This is a genomic window from Prochlorococcus sp. (assembly GCF_965655815.1).
Lineage (GTDB): Bacteria > Cyanobacteriota > Cyanobacteriia > PCC-6307 > Cyanobiaceae > Prochlorococcus_A > Prochlorococcus_A pastoris.
The window spans coordinates 93,095-113,670 of sequence record NZ_CBFHHZ010000001.1; the positions used below are offsets into that span (position 1 = coordinate 93,095).

The following is a 20,576-nucleotide window of genomic DNA, read 5'->3' on the forward strand; positions in this document are numbered from 1 at the left end:
AAAATAGAAATAGAAATAGAAATAGTAGTAATCAAGAATCTCTTCCTCCTCTACTTCTCTTAGAAATACGACGACGTCTTCGAACAACTAATTTGTTACTTGGCTTGTTTTTCTTACGTGTCTTTAATCCAAGTGCTGCCTTACCCCAAGGAGTTACAGGGCCTGCTCTACCAATCGGAGCTTTTCCCTCTCCTCCTCCATGTGGATGATCACATGGATTCATAACACTACCTCTTACTTGAGGTCTTCTACCTAACCATCTTCTTCTGCCTGCTTTTCCTAAGCTAGTATTACGTATTTCAGAATTACCCACCTCACCTAAAGTTGCATAACATTCCTTACGTACAAGTCTAACTTCAGTAGATGGAAGTTTTAAAGCGACATACTCTCCTTCTTTCGCCATTAGTTGTGCACTAGCTCCTGCAGATCTAACCATTTGAGCACCTCTACCAGCATATAGTTCTACACAGTGAACACTCGATCCTAATGGCATGGAAGATAGGGGCATTGCATTCCCTTCTTCAATTGGAACACCTTCACCAGAAATTACATTTTGACCTACTTTAATTCCCGCTGGAGCGATAATATATCTTTTCTCGCCGTCTTCATAGAATAAAAGTGCGAGTCTCGCATTTCTATGGGGATCATAATGAATAGCTGCAACCTTTGCATTAATATTTTTTTTGTCTCTTCTGAAATCTACTAATCTGTATTGTCTTTTGTGTCCGCCCCCTCTGTGACGACAGGTAATAACTCCTCTGTTATTTCTACCTTTATTCCTATGCTTAGAAACTATTAATGATCTTTCTGGTTTTGAACCTGTAATCTCACTAAAGTCAGTAACAACTCTTTGTCTAGTTCCAGGTGTATAGGGTTTGAATTTACGAATAGCCATAATAAATACTCCTTAAGATTCTGGGAATAGTTGAATTTTGTCTCCTTCAGCAAGACGTACAATTGCCTTTTTAATTTGAGAACGCTTCCCGGAGAATTTACCGACTCTTCTTGTTCTCCTTGGAGGATTCATAGTGTTTATTCCTATAACTTTAACACTAAACATTGACTCAATTGCTGCCTTTATCTGTGGCTTTGCGGCCCTATGATCTACCTCAAAAGTATATTGGTTAAGATCTAGCGCATTTGTCGCTTTTTCTGTAATTACAGGTTTACGAATTATATCTGCTAGACGAGAATCAAATAATCTACTCATGATGCATAAACCTCCTGAATTTTATTGATTGCTGATTGACCAATAACTAACTTATTGGCATTGAGAATATCAAAAACATTTAATTGATCAGCAGCAATTAATTTTACCTTTTCAATGTTGTTAATAGATTTTTTAATGACATCAGAGGGATTATCAAGAATAACTAAAACCTTTTCTGTTTTTTCTATTCCTAATCTAGAAAGACCATTGATTATCTCACTAGTTTTTGGTTGGTTTAATGTGGAACCAAAATCTTCAACAGTTTTGATATCAGCAATCCTAGACATTAAGGCTGTTCTAAGTGCTAATCTTCTTTCTTTTCGGTTCATATCTAAGTTATACGAACGTGGTTTAGGGCCAAAAATTACCCCTCCTCCTGGTCTTAATGGAGTCCTGATTGATCCTTGACGAGCTCTACCCGTACCCTTCTGCTTATAAGGCTTCCTACCTCCTCCACGAACTTCAGACCTTGTCAAAGTAGATGCAGTTCCTTGTCTTTTGTTAGCTAATTGTCTAAGAACAGCTCTATGAATTAAATCGGCAGAAGAAGTCTCTTTGGCAACTTTTAAATCAATTGAGACCTTGCCAGCTTTTTTGCCATCCCATTTTAAAGTTTCTAGGGTTGTCATGATTTTGCTCCTCCTTTGTTACCGACAACATTATTAGGCTTTATATTTACTATCGAGCCAGGTTTACCTGGTACAGAACCTTTTACTACAAGTAAATTTTTCTGATCATCAATTTTGACCACTAGTAAACCCTTTGTCGTTATTTTTTTACCTCCATATCTTCCTGCCATCCTTTTACCAGGATAAATTCTTCCAGGAGTTGTTCCAGCACCTGTTGATCCTGGAGCTCTATGATTTTTGGAACCATGACTCATAGGTCCTCTACTAAAACCATGTCTTTTTTGATATCCAGAGAAACCTCTACCCATTGATTTCCCGCTAATATCAACTTTCTGACCAACCTCAAAATTTGTAACAGTTATTTCCTTTCCAATCTCATAAGGGGAAGTCTCTTCGACTCTGTATTCCTTTAGGTGTTTTAAAAGTATTTCACCTGATTTTATTAGATGTCCTTTCTCAGGCTTACTCAAATGCTTATCCTTTGATACTCCATAACCTATTTGAATAGCAGAATAACCATCCAAAGGTTGAGTTTTTAATTGGGTGACTCGACAAGGGCCAGCCTCTATAAGAGTAACCGGTACTGCATTCCCATCTTCATCGAATAATTGAGACATGCCCAATTTTTTTCCTAAAATTCCTATAGACATAAGACTTGAGTAGGCTAGCTCATAAATAATTTTTGTTTAATTGTCAAATCTCTTAAAAGTTTCAACAACGTTATTAATCAAAAATTTAATTGTAGGAGTGAGACTTTTCTAAAATTAGAAAGTTTCTCGTGGGGTTAAACCCATCCCAAATTCTTTAACGAAACGCTAAAAACATGAATATTCCAGAGGCTCGGCTAGCTTGCGAGCTTAAAAAAAATTCACCGAATATAAATTGTACATCATCAAGTACCATAAAATGAAATAATATATAGTTAAAGAGAATCTTCATGCCATTACTTCTGACGGGAAAAAAGTTTCATAATGATTTAAATAAAAATAAATGCTTAGCTATGTTTGCACCTCTAGAGGGGGGGTATGAAACTCGTCTTTTAAGAAGAATGCGAGCTAAAGGTTTTAAAACTTACATTACCTCTGCTAGAGGATTAGGTGATCCTGAAGTATTTTTACTAAAATTACACGGTATAAGGCCACCTCATCTCGGTCATCAAAGTATTGGCAGAAATGGTGCTCTTGGAGAAGTTCAGCAAGTAATCCCTCAAGCGTCTGAACTATTTAATGAGAATGATAAAGATAAATTATTATGGCTATTGGAAGGTCAAGTCTTATCTCAATCTGAACTAGAAAGCTTAATTAAAATCTGTACTTCAGATAACAAACTAAAAATTGTTGTTGAAATGGGTGGTTCTAGAAAACTTGAATGGAAATCTTTAAATGATTACATATTGAATGAATTCTGAAATTGAGTTATTAAAAAAAAATAAAAAGGGATCAGATAAATGGGTTAAATTAATTTGCGGGGCGAGCAATGAAGATATTGTTGCCATAGAAGATTTAAGTGCTATTTATTCCGCTGCTGGAGTTGACTATATTGATGTTGCTGCTGACGAATCTATAGTTGAAGCAGCAAGAAATGGTATCAAATGGGCCAAGAAACTCTACGGTGCCTCTCCTGGATTGATGATAAGCATTAGTGATGGGAAGGATATACATTTTCGCAAAGCTAAATTTGATCCATTGAAATGCCCCTCTAATTGTCCTAGGCCATGCGAAAGGATTTGCCCTACGTTTGCGATTGATTATTCTGGGGTAAAAGAAAATAAATGCTATGGATGTGGAAGATGTATAAATAGTTGTCCCCTCAATTTAATTTCTGAATATGAATATAAATTGTCAAATAATGACTTACCAAAAACTCTACAAACAATAAAGCCTGATGCAGTAGAAATTCATACGGAAATCAATCGACTAGATTCTTTTATACAAGTTGCAAATATTCTCAAAACTTCAGGGATAGAATTTAAAAAAATATCTGTAAGTTGTGGATTAAATCAATCCCAAAAAGGACCAAAAGATCTTTTAAAAGCTCTCTGGGATAGATATGAAATTCTTGTCGAACATAATGTGCCGCTTATTTGGCAACTAGATGGAAGACCTATGTCTGGTGATCTAGCTCCATCAACAGGCAAGGATACAGTTAAATTATGGAATAATATAGGATCTCATCTTCCCCCAGGTTTAATTCAACTAGCAGGAGGAACAAATGAGAAAACTCATGAATTTTTGAAAATAAATAATTTTCCTGATGGAATTGCCTTTGGGAGTTCTGCTAGAAAAATAATGCAACCACTTATTGAAGATGCAAACAAAAATAATAAAAAATTATATGAATATCCAGAAAAAATGGATTTAGCAATAAAAAAAGCACAAAAATTGCTTAACCCATGGAAAATCAGCTAATCGCCCTATTTAATTAAATTAAAAAACAATTTCATAAAATCTAGAATGAAAATTTATATTTTTGATAGAAAAAAATCTAGTAATGTATTAAAATAAAATTTCATTGGGCCGTCGCCAAGTGGTAAGGCATCGGGTTTTGGTCTCGACATTCCTAGGTTCGAATCCTAGCGGCCCAGTTCTAAAAATTAGTTGAGTGAGCTCTCATAAATTATTTCTATTTGATTTTGATGGAGTTATTGTTGATGGAATGAATGAATACTGGCACAGTTCATTATTAGCTTTTGAAAAATTTATAAATTCTCCAAAAATCTTAATCGATCAAAATCTTTACAAACAAGTTTCAAATACTTTCATAGAAATGAGACCCTGGGTTAAATATGGATGGGAGATGTTAATCATTGTCCACCAAATTATCAAAAGTGAAGATCCACTAAATAATCAAAACAAAATCAATTTCCTAAATAAATATCATCAAAATTGTCAGAAAGTTTTATTAGAAAATTCTTGGGTGGCTGAAGATTTACAAAAATGTCTTGATAAAGCAAGAAAATATCAAATAGATAATGATTTTGACAATTGGATAAGATTACATCGCCCATTTTATGAGGTTATAGTTTTTATAGAAAAATTAAAGAAAGAAAAAATCAAGACGGGAATCATAACAACGAAAGGAAAAATATTTGCAGGCAAAATTCTTGAAAAATTAAATATTTACCCGGAGTTGATTTTTGGCTATGAATCGGGAACAAAAGTTGAGATTATTTCAGAACTCTGGAGAGAATATGAAATCATGGGCTTTATCGAAGATAGGAGAAATACACTTCTTGATATAAAGCAAAACCCCGAGACAAGTAACATTCCCTGCTACTTGGCTGATTGGGGCTATTTAAAAAATGTAGATAGACTTAATTTGCCACTTGAGATTAAATTATTAAAGTTGAAAAGTTTAGAAGATTTACTTGCAATTTAGTTATCTTCGGCTAAAGTACACATGTACTATGAATTGTAATTATTAATTTTAGATTTATTTAAAAATTATAGATTTAAAAATAATTATGAGAACTTATCAATAAATTAAAATGAGTTTAGAAGAAAGAAGAAAAAAGGATTCAAAGGAATCCTCATCTGAAGAGAAAAACAAAGCCTTAAATCTAGTCTTAGGACAAATAGAAAGAAACTTTGGTAGAGGATCAATAATGAGGCTTGGAGATGCCTCCAGAATGAAAGTGGAAACAATATCTACAGGAGCTCTTACATTAGACTTAGCATTAGGAGGGGGATATCCAAAGGGAAGAGTGGTTGAAGTTTACGGACCTGAAAGTTCAGGAAAAACAACCCTAACTCTTCACGCAATAGCAGAAGTACAGAAAAATGGAGGAATAGCAGCATTTGTTGATGCTGAACATGCTTTAGATCCAGTCTATGCGGCTTCTCTAGGAGTGGATGTCGAAAATTTATTAGTTTCTCAGCCAGATACAGGTGAAATGGCTTTAGAAATAGTTGATCAACTCATAAGATCAACTGCCGTAGACCTTGTTGTTGTTGACTCAGTAGCAGCATTAACTCCTAGAGCAGAAATAGAAGGTGAAATGGGAGATCACGTTATAGGAAGCCAGGCAAGACTAATGAGTCAAGCAATGAGAAAAATAACTGGTAATATTGGCAAATCAGGATGTACAGTGATATTCCTCAATCAATTACGCTTAAAAATCGGAGTTACATATGGAAATCCAGAGACAACTACAGGAGGTAATGCATTAAAGTTTTATGCTTCAGTAAGACTTGACATTAGGAGAATTCAGACTCTTAAAAGAGGTACAGAAGAATATGGAATAAGAGCAAAAGTTAAAGTAGCAAAAAATAAAGTAGCTCCTCCATTTAGAATTGCAGAGTTTGATATTCTATTCGGCAAAGGAATAAGTACGACAGGATGTTTATTAGATTTAGCAGAAGAGACTAATATAATAATTAGGAGAGGTGCTTGGTATAGTTACGAAGGAGAAAACATTGGACAAGGAAGAGATAACACAATTATTTGGTTGGATCAGAACTTAGAAATAAAGAATAAAGTAGAATCTATTGTCAAAACGAAACTAACAGAAGGTACTGAAGTAAGTTCTAATTCGATGAAAGCATTAAATAATAATCCAGAAAATGCTGTGATTGCTAATAACATCAAGAAAATAGCTTAGATTCATAATGAATCAGCTGGAGTCCACCAACCTGCGGCTGGTCCAATAAATCTAACAATTACCCACAAAATAACTAAACCTCCAATTCCATACCAACTAGCTTTTATACTTATTTTCATTAAACTGTCTCTCTGATTAATAGTAAGAGGCAGCCAATCAAATATTCTAGGTGATTCGTCTGATTTAGATTTAGTATTTTTTTGTTTAGGAGGAAGACCTAATGATTTTCTCCTTTTTGCTTCTCCCATATTTAAAGATATTTCCTAAATAATAACCTAATCGTAAGGAAGCATATAGTTTATTTGTTTTGAAGGTTGAATACTTTTTAAAATTAATCTACCCCATTTTCTTTTATGTGCTCTTCCATCAAGAATTATTAATTTACCAGCGTTTTTTCTTAAAGGTGAAATAGACCTTTCTAATTTTTGTATTGCCTCAGGAAGTAAAAATTCTCGGAACCAATCTTTAGAAAGATTTCTATTATAAGAGACAGTCAATGTATTGATAGGCTCTTTAATGCTAGGGATTGGTAGTAATGGAATAATTATTTGTTCTGGACTTTGTATACAATAAGAATTATTGATCCACCAGGTATAGCTAGCACATAGAATTTCATTATTAAACAAAGGAATATTCTCTAGCAAAACTCGCTTTCCATAGATAGAGGCTAATTCTGTAGCAAATTTAAGGTTCAAATCAACGTCATCAGATAAAAATAAAGTCAGACCTTTTGAGAAAATTATTAATTTTTTAGACTTATCTAAAATATTTTTTGTAAACATTGGATTATTTGGAAGCATTTGTCTAGGCGGAACGTATATTAAGATTTTATTTTCAATAAAATTACTCTTAAAGTTCATTACCAAATCAATGTCTAAACTTTCTTTCTTGAGATACTTTTGAAAAAAATTATCTTCTCTTAATGCGGACAAAAAAACAAATTTATTATTAATTAGTAAATGTTTTATCTGAGAAAGTTCATCTATAGGTTCTAAATAAAAATTCCACTCAAAATTTATATCATCTAAAGTTACCCAGCATGCCCAACCTGCAGAAAGAGCATTACTTACCCTCAAAAATTGATCAGAATAGGAAGAGTTTTCAAAAAAGAAATTAGAAAGAAAATTTATTTCTTCTTTATCTAAAAAAATACTCCTACTATCTAAAACTTTTCTCAAGAAAAACTTCTTTTTAAGTAGGTTGTACGTACTAATTATCTTTTGACTTTTAAATGATGATTGTTCAAATTTATGAAACCAATTTTTTTTCAAAAATGAAATTCTAAAATAGTTTTTTAAATCTTCTTTTATATTTTCAATCCCAGAAAAAATAATGCGATGATTTCTAGCATTAAAAATATTTACATCACCTAGCAGTTTTTCCAGAGAGATAAAACAAACTCGGTGATTTGAAAAAATTATTTGATCATTTTCTAAAATAAAATTTAACCCAAGACTTTTTAATTCTCCTAAGTAATTATTTTTTAAAAATTCTATTTTGTCTTGAGATAAAACAAAAGTCGAATTTTCTTCGAATAAAAATATAGAAATCAACAGAGCGGGTAGCCAAATATTAGTAGAAAAAATTTCCGAGTTAATCAGATACGTTTCATTTGTTTGAAGACACTTTGAAATTATTCTCCCGAAAGAATAAATATGATCCCAATCTATCTCATGGGATCTAATAAATCTTTTTAAGTACTGATGACTTAAAATTTCAAGCATTATATAATTTTAGTAATATCAAATTGAAAAAAACATGATCTTAATATACAAAAAATTGTTATCAATATAAAAAAGCCTCAAATAAATAAATCAATGAATATTGGAATTGTAGGTCTAGGACTTATTGGTGGTTCAATAGGATTAAAACTCCAAAGATTAAAACACACTATTTACGGAGTCACGAACAATAACCTTAATAAAAAAAAGGCAATAGAGAGAAATCTTGCAAACGTTGTTAGCTGCGATTTAGGCATCCTACGAGAATGTTCTCTAATTATATTGGCATTACCGATTAAAGATCTAATCTATCCTTCTAACGACCTAATAAATGCGATTCCAAAAGATGCAATAGTGACTGATGTCGGTTCTATAAAAGAACCCATAATTAACACATGGGGGGGGATACATCCATTATTTATTGGTTCACATCCCATGGCAGGCTCAGAAGAAAAAGGAGTTGAATCAGGTTTCGAAAGTTTATTAGAAAATGCAAAATGGATTATCACTCCTACTTCGAAAACCAATTCACATTCATTAAAAACGCTGAGTAAATTAATAACTTCTATGCAATGTGAGATTTATAAAGCATCACCAAAAGAGCATGATGAAGCTGTTTCTTTAATATCTCATTTACCGATATTTGTTGCTTCTTCATTAATTAAAACTGCCAATACAGAGAAAAATGAATCGCTATTAGCTCTAACTCAACGACTTGCCGCTTCAGGTTATGCGGATACAACAAGAGTTGGAGGTGGAAATCCGAATTTAGGTTTGGATTTGGCTATGAATAATCAGACAAATATCTTAAAAGCAATTAAAGAATTTAAAAAAAATATTAATGAAATCGAATCTCTAATCAAAAACAATAAGTGGGAATTATTATCTGAAAAACTTACAAAAGCGATAGAAATCAGATCAAATTTTACAAATTAAAAAATCTTATAAATAAAAATCATTAATTCCTTTAGAAGCTAAAAGTTGCCTTGCAACCATTAATGCTGACTGACTAACACCCGCTGTCCCTTCTCCTGGATAAATAGAATCGCCACATAACCATAAACCTTTAAAAGGAGTTCTACTTGATAACCCAAATAATCCAAAAATATCAGGATTTTGACCTAGACCACCTACTATCCCATTTGGCCTATTAGTCCACCTTTCAAATCCTAATGGAGTAGCCAATTCCTTATGAAGCCAATTTTCAGAAGCAATATCAAATTGGTTTTGAAGTGCCGTTGATATTTTTTGTAAATACTCCTTTTTTTTCTTTATATAGTCATGTTTATCTAAACTAAACCAGTCGTTCGTTTTTGTAAAAAGACTTGCTATCAATGTAATCTCTCCTTTTGGAGCTCTTCCATCTCCCTCCTCACTTATGGATACAAAAAGTGACCCTAATTCATTTGAAACAAACTGATAATGATTGGAAGAGATTACTTTAATATGTTCTTTTTTTAAAGCTGAATAAAAGACTAACGCACCGCTTGGATCAGGAAGACTTTGTATTCTTTTTTTATAATTATAATTATTATCTAGAGGATTTTCTAGATGTTTCAAAAGAGATTGTGGAGGAGGTGTATAAATTACATCATCGGCGAAGTAAACCATCTTCTCTTGCTTAGATGATGCACAAACTTTCCAACTTTTTTTTACATAATCAAAATTAATGGAATTTACTTTTTGCCCGAAAACAATATTAACTCCCCTTTTTTTTAATGAATCTTCTAAAGCATCACTTAAAGCCTGCATTGATTTTTTTAAATGCCATAAACCATGTGGTTTTTGACACATTTGCAACACTGTAGAACCATATAAAGCTGCAGTATTATAAACATCTTCTTGTGAATAAAGCTTTAATTGCAAATTAAGAAACTTAATTAATCTTTCATCATTAGATAATCCACAAAAACGTAAAAGATCAAAGATAGTAGATTTAATCAATATTCCTGTAACTAAATTCGTTGGAACTAATGCTTTAAGAAGTTGCGAAAAATCCCAAAAATTCTTGACGGGTAATACAGGGTTATTATTAGCAAAAGTCCAATTACTCTGATGAATTAAATTACATAGTTGCCAAAATTGACGACTACCTGGGAACTGCATCTCCCTCTCCTTAATCCATTCATCTTTGTCATACCAAATAGGAATTGGCTTGCTGCCATCTTTTAAGTCAACAATGCAAGCTGGATTTAAGATGGATGCTTCAGGAAGAGGAATATCTAAAAATTTAAAAATCTTAGAGTGTATTCCCCCTTCTTCCAGACCAGCGACTTGAGTTGCTCCAACATCAAAAATATATCTTTTTCTTTTAAAGGTTCCTGCACAACCTCCCGATTGAGTATGCGACTCAATCAAAGTCACTGAAAGCCCTAGTTTTGATAAAATTGCCGCAGAAGTTAGCCCTGCTATACCAGCACCAACAACAACAATTTCAGTCTTTGACATTAAAATGCAAAAAATACCACATATCGAACTTAACGAAATTTGTTATCAATTAGGTGAAGGATCACCAAAAAGTATAAAACAAGTTTTGGGGGGAGATATTCATGAGTCGTGGCAAATAAAATTTAAAAACGCTAAATTCTTTCTTAAAAGAAATGCAAGAGAAGGAAGATTTCTCGAATTTGAAAAATCTTGCCTTAATAATCTACAAAAATATCTTAACTATGAAAACTTAATCGTTCCTAAAATCATTACCTACTTAGAGGTTAATAATGTAGAACTTTTATTATTGGAATGGATAGATATGAAGAATAGTGATCAGGAAAAATTAGGAAGGGGTTTAGGAGAGATGCATATTGAATCAAATAAATTTAATCAACCAAGTTTTGGATATCCGATTCATGGTTTTATAGGAACCACAAATCAAATAAAAGGATGGGAAAAGGATTGGATTAAATGTTTTATTAATTTAAGAATTGAACCTCAATTAGCAATCTTAGAAAAAGATTTTTTAGAAATTGATATTAAAAATAAAATAAAGTCAAAAATAGAATCGGTACTACTTGACCATGAACCGATGAAATCACTTGTTCATGGTGATTTATGGTCGGGAAATATCGGAGTAACTCTTATGAATAAAGGTGTAATATTTGACCCTGCATCTTGGTGGGCAGATTGCGAAGTAGACATTGCTATGACAAGATTATTTGGTAATTTTCGAAATGAATTTTACGAAAATTATCATAAAATTGTTCCAATTAAAAAAGGATCTGAAAGAAGAACTATTATTTATAATTTTTATCACATATTAAATCATGCCAATATGTTTGGTGGTTCATATTGTCATCAAGTCCAAAGCTACATCAGGAATATATTGAGTATGTAAACTAAATTTATCCTAAATATGTTTTTTTGAGATTTTGGACCTTCTCTAGAACTGCTTCACGATTTTCACTTGTACGGAGATTTTGCCAACTCCATTGACCTACAACGACTACTCCTAGTAATTCTAGAAGGCCAGGTAGAATCGGGAAAAAATTAATCGTGTCAATAATAACTTTAATTATTATTTGAGCGATAACTACAACGGCAATTATGCCCGCTGCTTTACCATACTTTCCCATTTGGGTCCAATCAATAGTTCCAAGTGTTTCATTGATTTTTCCCATTACATCAGAATACTTCTCTGAAAAGCTTTTACTTTCTGAGTTTGTTTCGGAGCCGGAGTCTTGATTTGACTCAGGAGTGTTATCACTCATGAATTCAGTCAACTTAATATATGAACCAGACAGTATCGGAAAAATTGTCTGTTGACTACCTTTTTGTTATGCATAATTCCGAACCGAAACATTTTGTATTCTGAAATAAACATTGATAATAGGAAAGTTTTAAGATATTTAACCCCAAATTTGAATTTAAAAAAATTCACAATATCATCTTGTTCTAACAAAAAGCACTTAAAAACTTCATCAACATAAAAAAATAAAAAGACTAAGATAATTTTTTAAATTATTATATTTTCATAGATTATTTTTTATAATAAAAATGGTAATATCAACTGATCTAAATTCTGATTTCTTATCTTTAGATGAAAAGGAAAGATACAAAAAACATTTAACTCTAAAAGAAATAGGATTTAAAGGGCAATTAAAACTAAAAAATAGTTCAGTAATATGTATTGGAGCAGGCGGACTGGGTTCTTCAGTTTTACTTTATCTTGCCGCTTCAGGAATAGGAAGAATTGGAATAGTTGATAATGATCAAGTTGAAAAGTCGAATCTACAAAGACAAATTATTCATGAAACAAATACGGTTGGAAATTTAAAAATTAATTCTGCCCAAGAAAGAATTAAAAGATTTAATCCTAATATTGAAGTAACAACATTTAATAAAAGAATAAACTCCGAAAATGTTATTGAAATCATTAAAGACTTTGATATTATTTGTGATTGTTCAGATAACTTTGGTACTCGGTATTTAATAAACGATGCCTGTTTAATACTTAATAAGGCTTTAGTTTTTGGAAGTGTTCAGGGTTTTGAGGGCCAAATAAGTGTCTTTAATCTCAATAAAAAGAGTCCTAATTTAAGAGACTTACTACCAGAATCTCCCGTAAAAAATAATATCCCAAGTTGTGAAGAGTTTGGGGTTGTGGGAGTTTCAACTGGTCTTATAGGGATTTTACAAGTAAATGAAATAATAAAAATTATTCTAAATAAAGGAGAGATTCTTGACGGCAAGATTATGATTTTTGACCTACTAAATATGAATATAAAAACTTTAAATTTAAAATCTGACAAGTTAAATAAAAATATTAAAAACCTTTCTCAATTTGAAGATTTTTACAAAGATAATGAATGCCAAGATAATATTAAAATCAAGAAAATTAACGCTCAAGAATTTAATACTTTATACAAAGCAAAATTTAATAAAATACTTCTAATAGATGTTAGAGAAAAAGAAGAGTTTAATAAAGGCTCTATAAAAGGTTCTATATCTATACCCATCAATAATCTCAAACAAAAGTCTCACCTAGAATTTATTAAACAAGAAAGTTTATTTAAAGAAATTTTCACATTGTGTCAATTAGGAAAACGTTCAGAAAAAGCATCAAAAATTTTGATGAAATTTAAAATTTCCTCAACATCAATAGAAGGGGGAATAAAAAAAATCAATAAAGTAATAATAGGTTAATTATTAAAAAAAACTAATAATCCACCCCTCTCTTTAAATCAACTCCAACATTTGCGTAATGCTTGTGACAAACCATTTCAGAATATACATCTGCTAGTTCAAAGTATGATGGTTCATTTTTACATCTCCCAGTAATAACAACTTCTGTATCTGCAGGTTTTTTTATGAGAGTTTGATATATAGATTCAACAGGTAAAAGTTCTAAATCAACAGTTGGATTTAATTCATCTAAAATAATAGTTTTATATAGACCACTCAAAATAGCCGCTTTTGCAATTTCCCAAGCTCGTTCAGCTTCAACATAATCAATTGGCTGTTGTTGCCCCCTCCATACTATGGCATCTCTCCCAGAACGTAGGTGGTCGACTAAATGTGGGTAACTCTCTCTCAACGCTTCTATTGCAGCATCTTCGGTATAACCATTACCACCCTTTAGCCATTGTAATATTAGAACTCTATGACTTTTATCTTGAGATATTCCTTTGCCAATAGCTTGCAGAGCTTTACCCAATGCACTCGTGGATTTGCCTTTACCTTCGCCGGTATAAACTTCAATACCAGCGGGGTTATTCATTTTTCTATGAGATTTATTTAAATCCCCTTTTAAGCATGATCTCATTTCTGAGTGAAGTTGAGATATGCATATCAGTGAAGAGGGTGCTGATCTTCCTGTGATAATTATTTCCAAATCTTCAGGTCGATTTTGAAGAGAATTAACCACTTCCTCAATATTAAGCATCCCTAAATCTAAAACAGGATTCAATTCATCAAGAACAACGACAGAATAAAGGGAACTAGCAATTGCTCCTTTAGCAATATTCCAACCTCTCTCAGCCTCAGTAATATCCGATTTTGTAACTTGATCAGCATTAAAAAATTCAGATCTCCCAGTTCTCACATGATCTATTAAATGAGGGAAACCTCTTTGTAATGCTTCTATTGCAGAGTCTTCATCATATGACCTCTCAGGACCTTTTAAGAATCTGAGCAATAAAACTCTTGACTGTTTCTTTTCGCATATCCCTAAACCTATTGTTCTAAGTACCACTCCTAAGGCGGCCTGACTTTTTCCCTTTCCTTCCCCATCGTAAATATGTAATTGACCTTTGGATCTTTCTTTACTGTCACTTGCGGTAACAATACCAATACCTCTATTTCTACCAGTGTTTGTCAATTGAGAAAAGTTAGTAAATTTAATCTAGGATATAGTTAATAATATTATTAAAACTTTAATAATAAACTCAACCTATGTATATCTTAATTTAATTTTTAATAACAGTCGTATGTTCTATAAACTTGAAATCCTCTCTCATGAACAAAGTGAAAAACTCAAGGAAATTAGAAACTTTTTCAAAAATCTCAATAGCGTTTGTGTTGCCTATTCAGGAGGAGTAGATAGTACATTGGTAGCCTCTTTGGCATTTGAGCAATTAGGAAGCAAAGCTATTGCAATTACTGGAGTTTCCCCCGCATTAACTAAAACATTACTTGAAGAGGCAAAAACTCAAGCAAGATGGATTGGAATACAACATTTAGAAATTGAGACTTCAGAATTAGATCAATCTAGTTATAGTGAAAATCCTAAAAATAGATGTTTTGCTTGCAAAAAAGAGCTTCACAAACACACTACATTTTTATCTAAAAAACTTAATTACAAAATTGTCTGTGACGGAGTTAATCTTGACGATATTGACGATTACAGGCCTGGGATTCAAGCAGCTAAAGAAGCAGGAGTTTTATCTCCCTTAGCATTATTTAAGTTTACAAAAAAAGATATAAGGGATATATCAAAAGCTTTAGGTTTCCCTTGGTGGGATAAACCTGCTCAACCTTGTTTATCATCAAGATTTCCTTATGGAAATCAAATTACAAATGAAAGACTAAACATGGTAGAAAAAGCTGAAGAATATATTAAGAAAGGGAGCATATCAGAAGTCAGAGTTAGATGTCATGGTGCAACAGCAAGAATTGAGATTCCCAAAAATGAATTACAAATATTTTGTAAAGAATATGATTTTAATGAATTAGTTAACTATTTCTCTAATCTAGGATTTAATTGTACAAGCTTAGATCTTGAGGGTTTAATAAGCGGCAAGCTAAATAGATAAGTTTCAAAATTTAATTTATTTTTTTAATTGACTATGGACTTCTGAAGGTAGATTTCTATCAATTATACGCAAAAGATGTTCTTTAGCTATGAAAGCTTGAATTAAGTATTTACATGATATTTCTGGCTTCATATTTTGACCACATGTAAAAATATCAACTGCAGAATAATGGGCTTCAGGCCATGTATGTATTGACATATGAGATTCAGCTAGTAAAGCAATTGCTGTAACACCCTGAGGTTCAAATTTATTACTTATTAGATTCAAAACTGTTGCATTAGCTAATTTGGCAGCATTATTTAAAGTACAACGCAAAAAAGATTCGTCATTCAATTTTTCGTAATCACATCTATAAAGTTCTAACAAAAAATGCTTACTATTATTAACTAATTGCTTCTTATCATTTAATGCTGTGAAAGTTTGATTTTTTTTGGGAACTTCCATTAATTAATTGTATTAGAGTTTATAGATTAACTAAAACTTATAAAATTTTTAATTATAAGTATATCATCTGCGAAGAGCTTAAAAAAGATTTATTGAATTTATCCAAATGCGTTGCACTTATCAAACATTGACTATCTTTTCCTACAGAATTCAGTAATAAATTTTGTCTAGTGATATCAAGCTCAGCCAAAACGTCATCCAATATAAGAATAGGAGGTAAATCAATCATATTACGTAATAAATCCAGTTCGGCCATTTTTAAAGCCAAAATAAAAGTCCTTTGTTGACCAGATGAGCCATACTTTCTTATAGAGATATTATTAATCAGAAACTCTATATCATCACGATGAGGACCAAAATTACATTTACCAGTCACCGCCTCTAACGGCCTCTGCTTTTGTAGTTGTTCCAATATTTTCTTACTGATAACTTCTTCTTCTTCTTGATTGATATTTTCTAAACCAGAAAGATAATTTATACCAATTTGCTCTTTGGATTTACTTAAATGATTATGCCAATATTCAACATATGGTTTAATTTTTGATAGAGCTCTCCTTCTACGTCTAAAAATTCTTGTACTAATTAATGACATTTGAATATCAAAACTTTCAATAACTTCTGAAGATATATCTTTTTGAAAGCTTTCTGAACGCCAAAAATGACTTCGTTGCTTTAAAAGTCTATTAAATCTATGAATCAGCTCTACATATACTGGTTCAAGCTGAGATACAACTTTATCAATCCAAGATCTTCTGAAACCAGGTTCACTTTTGACAATATAAATATCATTAGAACAGAAACATACACTCCTAATATAATTTTGTATTTCAGTCTGTTTTTTCAATAAAGAATCATTTACATAAATCTTTTTAGCTCCTTTCCTAAATAAATTAACTTTCAAATTATCAGTGAAATCAATTTGACCAAAAATAGCGGCCATGTCGCTATCATTTTCTATTAAATCTTTATCACTTAATGCTCTATTAGATTTTAATTGACTAAGAACTTCGACAGATTCCAGTAAATTTGACTTACCAACACCATTACAACCAAGAACGATAGCTCTTTGCTCATTAAGGTCGACCTCAAAACTTTTATGATTTCGAAAATTATAAATTTTTAAGTTATTTAAAAAAATTTTTTTAATGCATTCCTTAGTTAAATTAGCTAAATTTAAACTATTTAGAATTTCTTTAAAGAAATTGAAAAATTTAGAGCATGTAGCTCAGTTGGATAGAGCATCAGATTCCGGTTCTGAGAGTCGGGGGTTCGACTCCCTCCATGCTCGTAATAAAAGATTTAAAGTTTAAAGCTCATTACTCTAATATCATTCGGATCTAGTATAAATCCACTTTCTTCTAAACTTTTAAATGAAGTTACTGGCGCTTGAACAGAAATACTACATCCTGGCATTTCCCTATTTATTTTTTCAAGGGTCACTTGAAGTAATATTGAGTAAAAAAGATTTTGATTATTGCCTTTTTCAGCGCATAAATTCCATAAGTTAGCGTTGAGTCCTCTATCTGATGTGACCCTTACAAAACCATAAAGATTATTTTTAGATTCGTTTTGAATCGTGAAGAAAAAATTACTACTTTTAATAGCAAGAGATAACTTTTGTATTGGGAATGACTCACAACCACTATTTACCAAAAGTCTATTTAAATCCTTAGCAGTTGGAACTTGTGAAGAATTGATAAAATAACCCTCTGGAAGAATTAGTTTTTTTTGGGAAAAATATTGCAATGATTATCCTGTATTTCTCATGCCTGCCGCAATTCCATTAATTGTTAAAAGTGCTCCTCTTAATAATTCACTACGACTATAAGCTCTTTTAGACTCAATCCTATCCTCAATAAACTCACTAATTGGAGGTTGTCTTGTTTGATCTCGAAGTCTTCTTAAAAGTGAGACTTGTAAAAATCCCAAAGGAATTATGGTTTTATTCCTTAAGTTAACGGATGATCTTAAATCTCTATCTGATTCTAGAAGCTTATTTTTACCAGTTATTTCAAGCACTAAGGATTTAGTAAGATTATATTCTTTAGAGATAACATCAAAAATCTCCTCAAACGACTTTGAATTTTCTTTACTCCCAAGTGTGTCAACGTAATATTTCGCTACTTCTAAATCAACTTTAGATAATGTCATTTCTACCTTAGATATGAGCATTCTAAAAAAGGGCCATCTTTGATGAAGTACTCTAAGTAATTCAATTTGCTCAGGATCTGATTTTAATTCTACAGATAAAGCCGTACCCACTCCAAACCAGCTTGGCAAAAGAAATCTACTCTGTGTCCAGCCAAATACCCAGGGGATTGCTCTTAAACTTGATAAATCCTTTGCGCCTTTTTTCCTTCTTGCGGGTCTACTTGATATTTGTAATTTACTAATTTCCTCGATTGGAGTGACCTCTTGAAAAAAAGTTAGCAAATTTGGATTCTCATGTACTAATTTTCTATATTGGATTCTAGATGTTTCTGCCAACCTAGTCATTAAGTCATTCCATTCTGGTGTAGCATCAAGTCTGTTGTTAACCAAACTATTCTGAATAACCGCTGTTGTAACAGTCTCCAAATTATATAATGCCAATTCAGGAAGACTATATTTAGAAGCTAAAACCTCTCCTTGTTCTGTAATTTTTATTCTTCCTTTGAGCGTCCCACTTGGTTGAGCCAATATTGCTTGATAAGCAGGACCTCCTCCTCTTCCTACGGAACCTCCTCTACCGTGAAACAGTCTTAAAAGTATATTATTTTTGCTTGAAAGATTTTGAAGAGCAATTTGAGCTCTATGAATTTCCCAGTTACTAGATAAGAATCCTGAATCTTTATTGCTATCTGAATAACCTAACATTAACTCTTGGAGAGGTTTAAAACTTTCTCCAACTTTTGGTAATAATGACTTATAAAAATCTAATTGAAATAATTGCTCCATTACATCAGGAGCTCTTTGCAGATCTTCAACAGTTTCAAACAGAGGGACGACCAACAATGTCGATTTTTGAGAACCTTGATCAATTAGTCCCATCTCTTTTGCTAAAAGAAGGACTTCAAGCAAATCAGATGCACTGTGACTCATTGAAATAACATATGAATGACAAATACGACTTCCAAATTCTTCTTGCAATCTTTTGACCATTTTAAAAACTGAGAAAGTTTCTTCAGTACTTTTATTCCAGTTAACTTCAGAGGGAATCAAGGGCCTTTTGGTATTTAATTCCTCATTAAGCCATTGTATTTTCTCTTTTTCAGACATTTGATCATATTGTTTTGGCAACTCAAGGTAATTAGTTAATTCTTGTATTGCATCACTATGTCTAGTACTTTCCTGACGTATATCCAAACTTGCTAAAGAAAAGCCGAAAATATGTACCTGAGTTAATAATTTATTTACGGCCTCACAAGTTAAATCTGTACTATTAAGGCTATTTTTTATTAATTCTAGGTCATAAGTAAATTCAGCAACAGACTTGTAATGTAATTTTTCAACCAGCTCTAAATTTTTGTTATCAGATTCCCTTTCTAAAGATAACTTCCATCCGCCTTCAGCTAGTAAATTATTTCGTTCATGAGTCAATCTTAATTTTTCTAAAATATAACTCAATTTCAATCTATAAGGCTCTGATCTATATCTTGTTGCCCTTGCTTCATAAATTTCAGGAAACTTAACCCTATCGGTTTCTAGTGATTCCAAAAGAGATGAGCTTACTTGACTCCATTGCATTGAGACGCTTAGTTGATCTCTAAGATTAGAGGTCGCTTTGATATACCTCTCTAACATTAATTGTCTTTGGTAACAGGCAGTCCTCCAAGTAATTTCAGGAGTAACTGATGGATTCCCATCCCTATCAGAGCCTACCCAAGATCCAAATGTACAAAAAGATTCAGTTGGCATCTGAACGTCTGGATAATTTTCAGTAAGGGCTGAAGAAATTCTCCCTCTTAACTGAGGCATCGCATCAAAGAGCACTTGTTGAAAATAATGTAGTGCATAATCAACTTCATCTATTACTGATGGTTTGAATTGATGTAACTCATCTGTTCTCCACCAAAGTCTTATTTCTTCTTTTAGTTGTATTTTGAGAGATTTAATATCTTCAATTGTTAAAAACTTTTCAACTTGTATTTTTTGCAGCAGATTAGCTACTCTTGTTTGCTTATGCCTAATTGTATGTCTAACTATCTCTGTAGGATGTGCGGTAAAAACTAATCGGATATCCATTTCTTGTAGTAATTCCTCTAGTTTTCCTGGGGGGACATTTAATCTTCTAAGCCTAAAGAATAATTCTTTAAATGTTACGGGAGCATTTTGCCTTGCTAAAGCAGGAGCAAATGGGTCTAGATTTTCTTGTGATTTTTTAACATTCTGATTAGTAAAGCTTTGAATATATCTATCTTCCTCCGCTCTTTGTTCTAAAATATTAACTAGCTGGAAATATAATGAAAAAGCTCTGGCTGCAGAAATTGATTCAGCTAAATCCATAGAATTAACAATATCAACTATTTCAGTTTTAAAATTTTTGGAACTACATTCTTCAACTTGATTTGAATAACTTAATTCCTTCAGCTGTATTAAACGATTTGCTTGATCATCTGGACATTCTTCCCTCAATACAGATTCCCACAAATCTTCTATCAATACACGATTTTTATCCAACGGATCATTGTTGCTTATAAGATCCACATTATTATTTTTAAACTGTTTCATAGATTCCATATAATT

General features: G+C 32.1%; 21 protein-coding genes and 2 tRNA genes. 10 read left to right on the forward strand and 13 right to left on the reverse strand.

Going from position 1 to position 20,576, the window contains the following annotated elements; translation table 11 throughout:
- Positions 1–31: 31 nt before the first annotated feature.
- The 4 genes from rplB to rplC are packed head-to-tail and all read right to left on the reverse strand — an operon-like array spanning position 32 to position 2,489.
- The gene (gene rplB / locus ACTF45_RS00500) at positions 32–895 is read right to left on the reverse strand and encodes a 50S ribosomal protein L2 (RefSeq protein WP_288347132.1); all 864 of its coding nucleotides are present in this window, start codon (positions 893–895) and stop codon (positions 32–34) included.
- Positions 896–907: 12 nt separating this feature from the next.
- Complete coding sequence (locus tag ACTF45_RS00505) at positions 908–1,210, reverse strand: 50S ribosomal protein L23 (RefSeq protein ID WP_288347134.1); 303 nt, start codon at positions 1,208–1,210, stop codon at positions 908–910.
- Entirely contained in the window at positions 1,207–1,839 is a 633-nt protein-coding gene (rplD, locus tag ACTF45_RS00510) for a 50S ribosomal protein L4 (protein ID WP_288347136.1), read from the reverse strand. The genes ACTF45_RS00505 and rplD overlap by 4 nt, the downstream gene beginning before the upstream one ends.
- Positions 1,836–2,489 (reverse strand): 50S ribosomal protein L3, encoded by a 654-nt coding sequence (gene rplC / locus ACTF45_RS00515; protein ID WP_288347137.1) that lies wholly within the window; start codon positions 2,487–2,489, stop codon positions 1,836–1,838. Before rplC ends, rplD begins: the two co-directional genes overlap by 4 nt.
- A 287-nt stretch (positions 2,490–2,776) precedes the next feature.
- On the opposite strand from rplC, the gene ndhN reads away from it, so the two are divergent.
- From ndhN to recA, 5 genes are all read left to right on the forward strand, one after another.
- Complete coding sequence (gene ndhN, locus ACTF45_RS00520; RefSeq protein ID WP_011133187.1) at positions 2,777–3,247, forward strand: NAD(P)H-quinone oxidoreductase subunit N; 471 nt, start codon at positions 2,777–2,779, stop codon at positions 3,245–3,247.
- The gene (locus tag ACTF45_RS00525; protein ID WP_438949161.1) at positions 3,237–4,247 is read left to right on the forward strand and encodes a Light dependent period protein LdpA domain-containing protein; all 1,011 of its coding nucleotides are present in this window, start codon (positions 3,237–3,239) and stop codon (positions 4,245–4,247) included. Before ndhN ends, ACTF45_RS00525 begins: the two co-directional genes overlap by 11 nt.
- A 104-nt stretch (positions 4,248–4,351) precedes the next feature.
- A tRNA-Gln gene (locus ACTF45_RS00530) sits at positions 4,352–4,423 on the forward strand.
- A gap of 17 nt (positions 4,424–4,440) precedes the next feature.
- Positions 4,441–5,217, forward strand: coding sequence for an HAD family hydrolase (locus ACTF45_RS00535; RefSeq protein ID WP_438949162.1), 777 nt, complete (start codon positions 4,441–4,443; stop codon positions 5,215–5,217).
- A 109-nt stretch (positions 5,218–5,326) separates the two neighbouring features.
- Positions 5,327–6,439, forward strand: a complete 1,113-nt coding sequence (gene recA / locus ACTF45_RS00540; protein ID WP_288348321.1) for a recombinase RecA — start codon at positions 5,327–5,329, stop codon at positions 6,437–6,439.
- A gap of 2 nt (positions 6,440–6,441) precedes the next feature.
- On the opposite strand, the gene ACTF45_RS00545 is transcribed toward recA, so the two are convergent.
- Positions 6,442–6,687, reverse strand: coding sequence for a DUF2839 domain-containing protein (locus ACTF45_RS00545; protein ID WP_288348322.1), 246 nt, complete (start codon positions 6,685–6,687; stop codon positions 6,442–6,444).
- A 27-nt stretch (positions 6,688–6,714) separates the two neighbouring features.
- Positions 6,715–8,163 (reverse strand): DNA helicase, encoded by a 1,449-nt coding sequence (locus tag ACTF45_RS00550; protein ID WP_438949163.1) that lies wholly within the window; start codon positions 8,161–8,163, stop codon positions 6,715–6,717.
- 93 nt (positions 8,164–8,256) lie between these two features.
- Here ACTF45_RS00550 and ACTF45_RS00555 point away from each other — a divergent pair, with 93 nt between their 5' ends.
- Positions 8,257–9,096 (forward strand): prephenate/arogenate dehydrogenase, encoded by an 840-nt coding sequence (locus ACTF45_RS00555; protein ID WP_438949164.1) that lies wholly within the window; start codon positions 8,257–8,259, stop codon positions 9,094–9,096.
- A gap of 6 nt (positions 9,097–9,102) precedes the next feature.
- On the opposite strand, the gene crtD is transcribed toward ACTF45_RS00555, so the two are convergent.
- Complete coding sequence (gene crtD, locus ACTF45_RS00560) at positions 9,103–10,608, reverse strand: C-3',4' desaturase CrtD (protein WP_438949165.1); 1,506 nt, start codon at positions 10,606–10,608, stop codon at positions 9,103–9,105.
- A gap of 4 nt (positions 10,609–10,612) precedes the next feature.
- On the opposite strand from crtD, the gene ACTF45_RS00565 reads away from it, so the two are divergent.
- Entirely contained in the window at positions 10,613–11,491 is an 879-nt protein-coding gene (locus ACTF45_RS00565; RefSeq protein WP_288348169.1) for a fructosamine kinase family protein, read from the forward strand.
- A gap of 7 nt (positions 11,492–11,498) precedes the next feature.
- Here ACTF45_RS00565 and ACTF45_RS00570 read toward each other — a convergent pair whose 3' ends face one another.
- Positions 11,499–11,864 (reverse strand): CAAD domain-containing protein, encoded by a 366-nt coding sequence (locus tag ACTF45_RS00570; protein ID WP_011133196.1) that lies wholly within the window; start codon positions 11,862–11,864, stop codon positions 11,499–11,501.
- Positions 11,865–12,150: 286 nt separating this feature from the next.
- Here ACTF45_RS00570 and moeB point away from each other — a divergent pair, with 286 nt between their 5' ends.
- A complete protein-coding gene (gene moeB / locus ACTF45_RS00575) occupies positions 12,151–13,299 on the forward strand; it encodes a molybdopterin-synthase adenylyltransferase MoeB (protein WP_438949166.1) in 1,149 nt (382 codons plus the stop codon).
- A gap of 13 nt (positions 13,300–13,312) precedes the next feature.
- On the opposite strand, the gene ACTF45_RS00580 is transcribed toward moeB, so the two are convergent.
- The gene (locus tag ACTF45_RS00580; protein WP_288348172.1) at positions 13,313–14,473 is read right to left on the reverse strand and encodes a cob(I)yrinic acid a,c-diamide adenosyltransferase; all 1,161 of its coding nucleotides are present in this window, start codon (positions 14,471–14,473) and stop codon (positions 13,313–13,315) included.
- A 109-nt stretch (positions 14,474–14,582) separates the two neighbouring features.
- On the opposite strand from ACTF45_RS00580, the gene larE reads away from it, so the two are divergent.
- Positions 14,583–15,407: an ATP-dependent sacrificial sulfur transferase LarE gene (gene larE, locus ACTF45_RS00585; RefSeq protein ID WP_438949167.1), complete on the forward strand. Its 825-nt coding sequence runs from the start codon at positions 14,583–14,585 to the stop codon at positions 15,405–15,407.
- A 15-nt stretch (positions 15,408–15,422) separates the two neighbouring features.
- On the opposite strand, the gene speD is transcribed toward larE, so the two are convergent.
- Complete coding sequence (gene speD, locus ACTF45_RS00590; RefSeq protein WP_438949168.1) at positions 15,423–15,851, reverse strand: adenosylmethionine decarboxylase; 429 nt, start codon at positions 15,849–15,851, stop codon at positions 15,423–15,425.
- Positions 15,852–15,903: 52 nt separating this feature from the next.
- Positions 15,904–17,040: a DNA replication/repair protein RecF gene (gene recF, locus ACTF45_RS00595; RefSeq protein WP_438949324.1), complete on the reverse strand. Its 1,137-nt coding sequence runs from the start codon at positions 17,038–17,040 to the stop codon at positions 15,904–15,906.
- Between the two features lie 25 nt (positions 17,041–17,065).
- Between recF and ACTF45_RS00600 the strand changes: the two genes are divergently transcribed.
- A tRNA-Arg gene (locus tag ACTF45_RS00600) sits at positions 17,066–17,139 on the forward strand.
- A gap of 11 nt (positions 17,140–17,150) precedes the next feature.
- Here ACTF45_RS00600 and ACTF45_RS00605 read toward each other — a convergent pair.
- Together ACTF45_RS00605 and ppc are read right to left on the reverse strand one after the other, a co-directional pair.
- Positions 17,151–17,597 carry an N-acetyltransferase gene (locus ACTF45_RS00605; RefSeq protein ID WP_438949169.1) on the reverse strand — a complete coding sequence of 149 codons (447 nt, stop codon included), beginning with the start codon at positions 17,595–17,597 and terminating at the stop codon, positions 17,151–17,153.
- 3 nt (positions 17,598–17,600) lie between these two features.
- Positions 17,601–20,570, reverse strand: coding sequence for a phosphoenolpyruvate carboxylase (ppc, locus tag ACTF45_RS00610; RefSeq protein ID WP_288346977.1), 2,970 nt, complete (start codon positions 20,568–20,570; stop codon positions 17,601–17,603).
- Positions 20,571–20,576 lie beyond the last annotated feature (6 nt).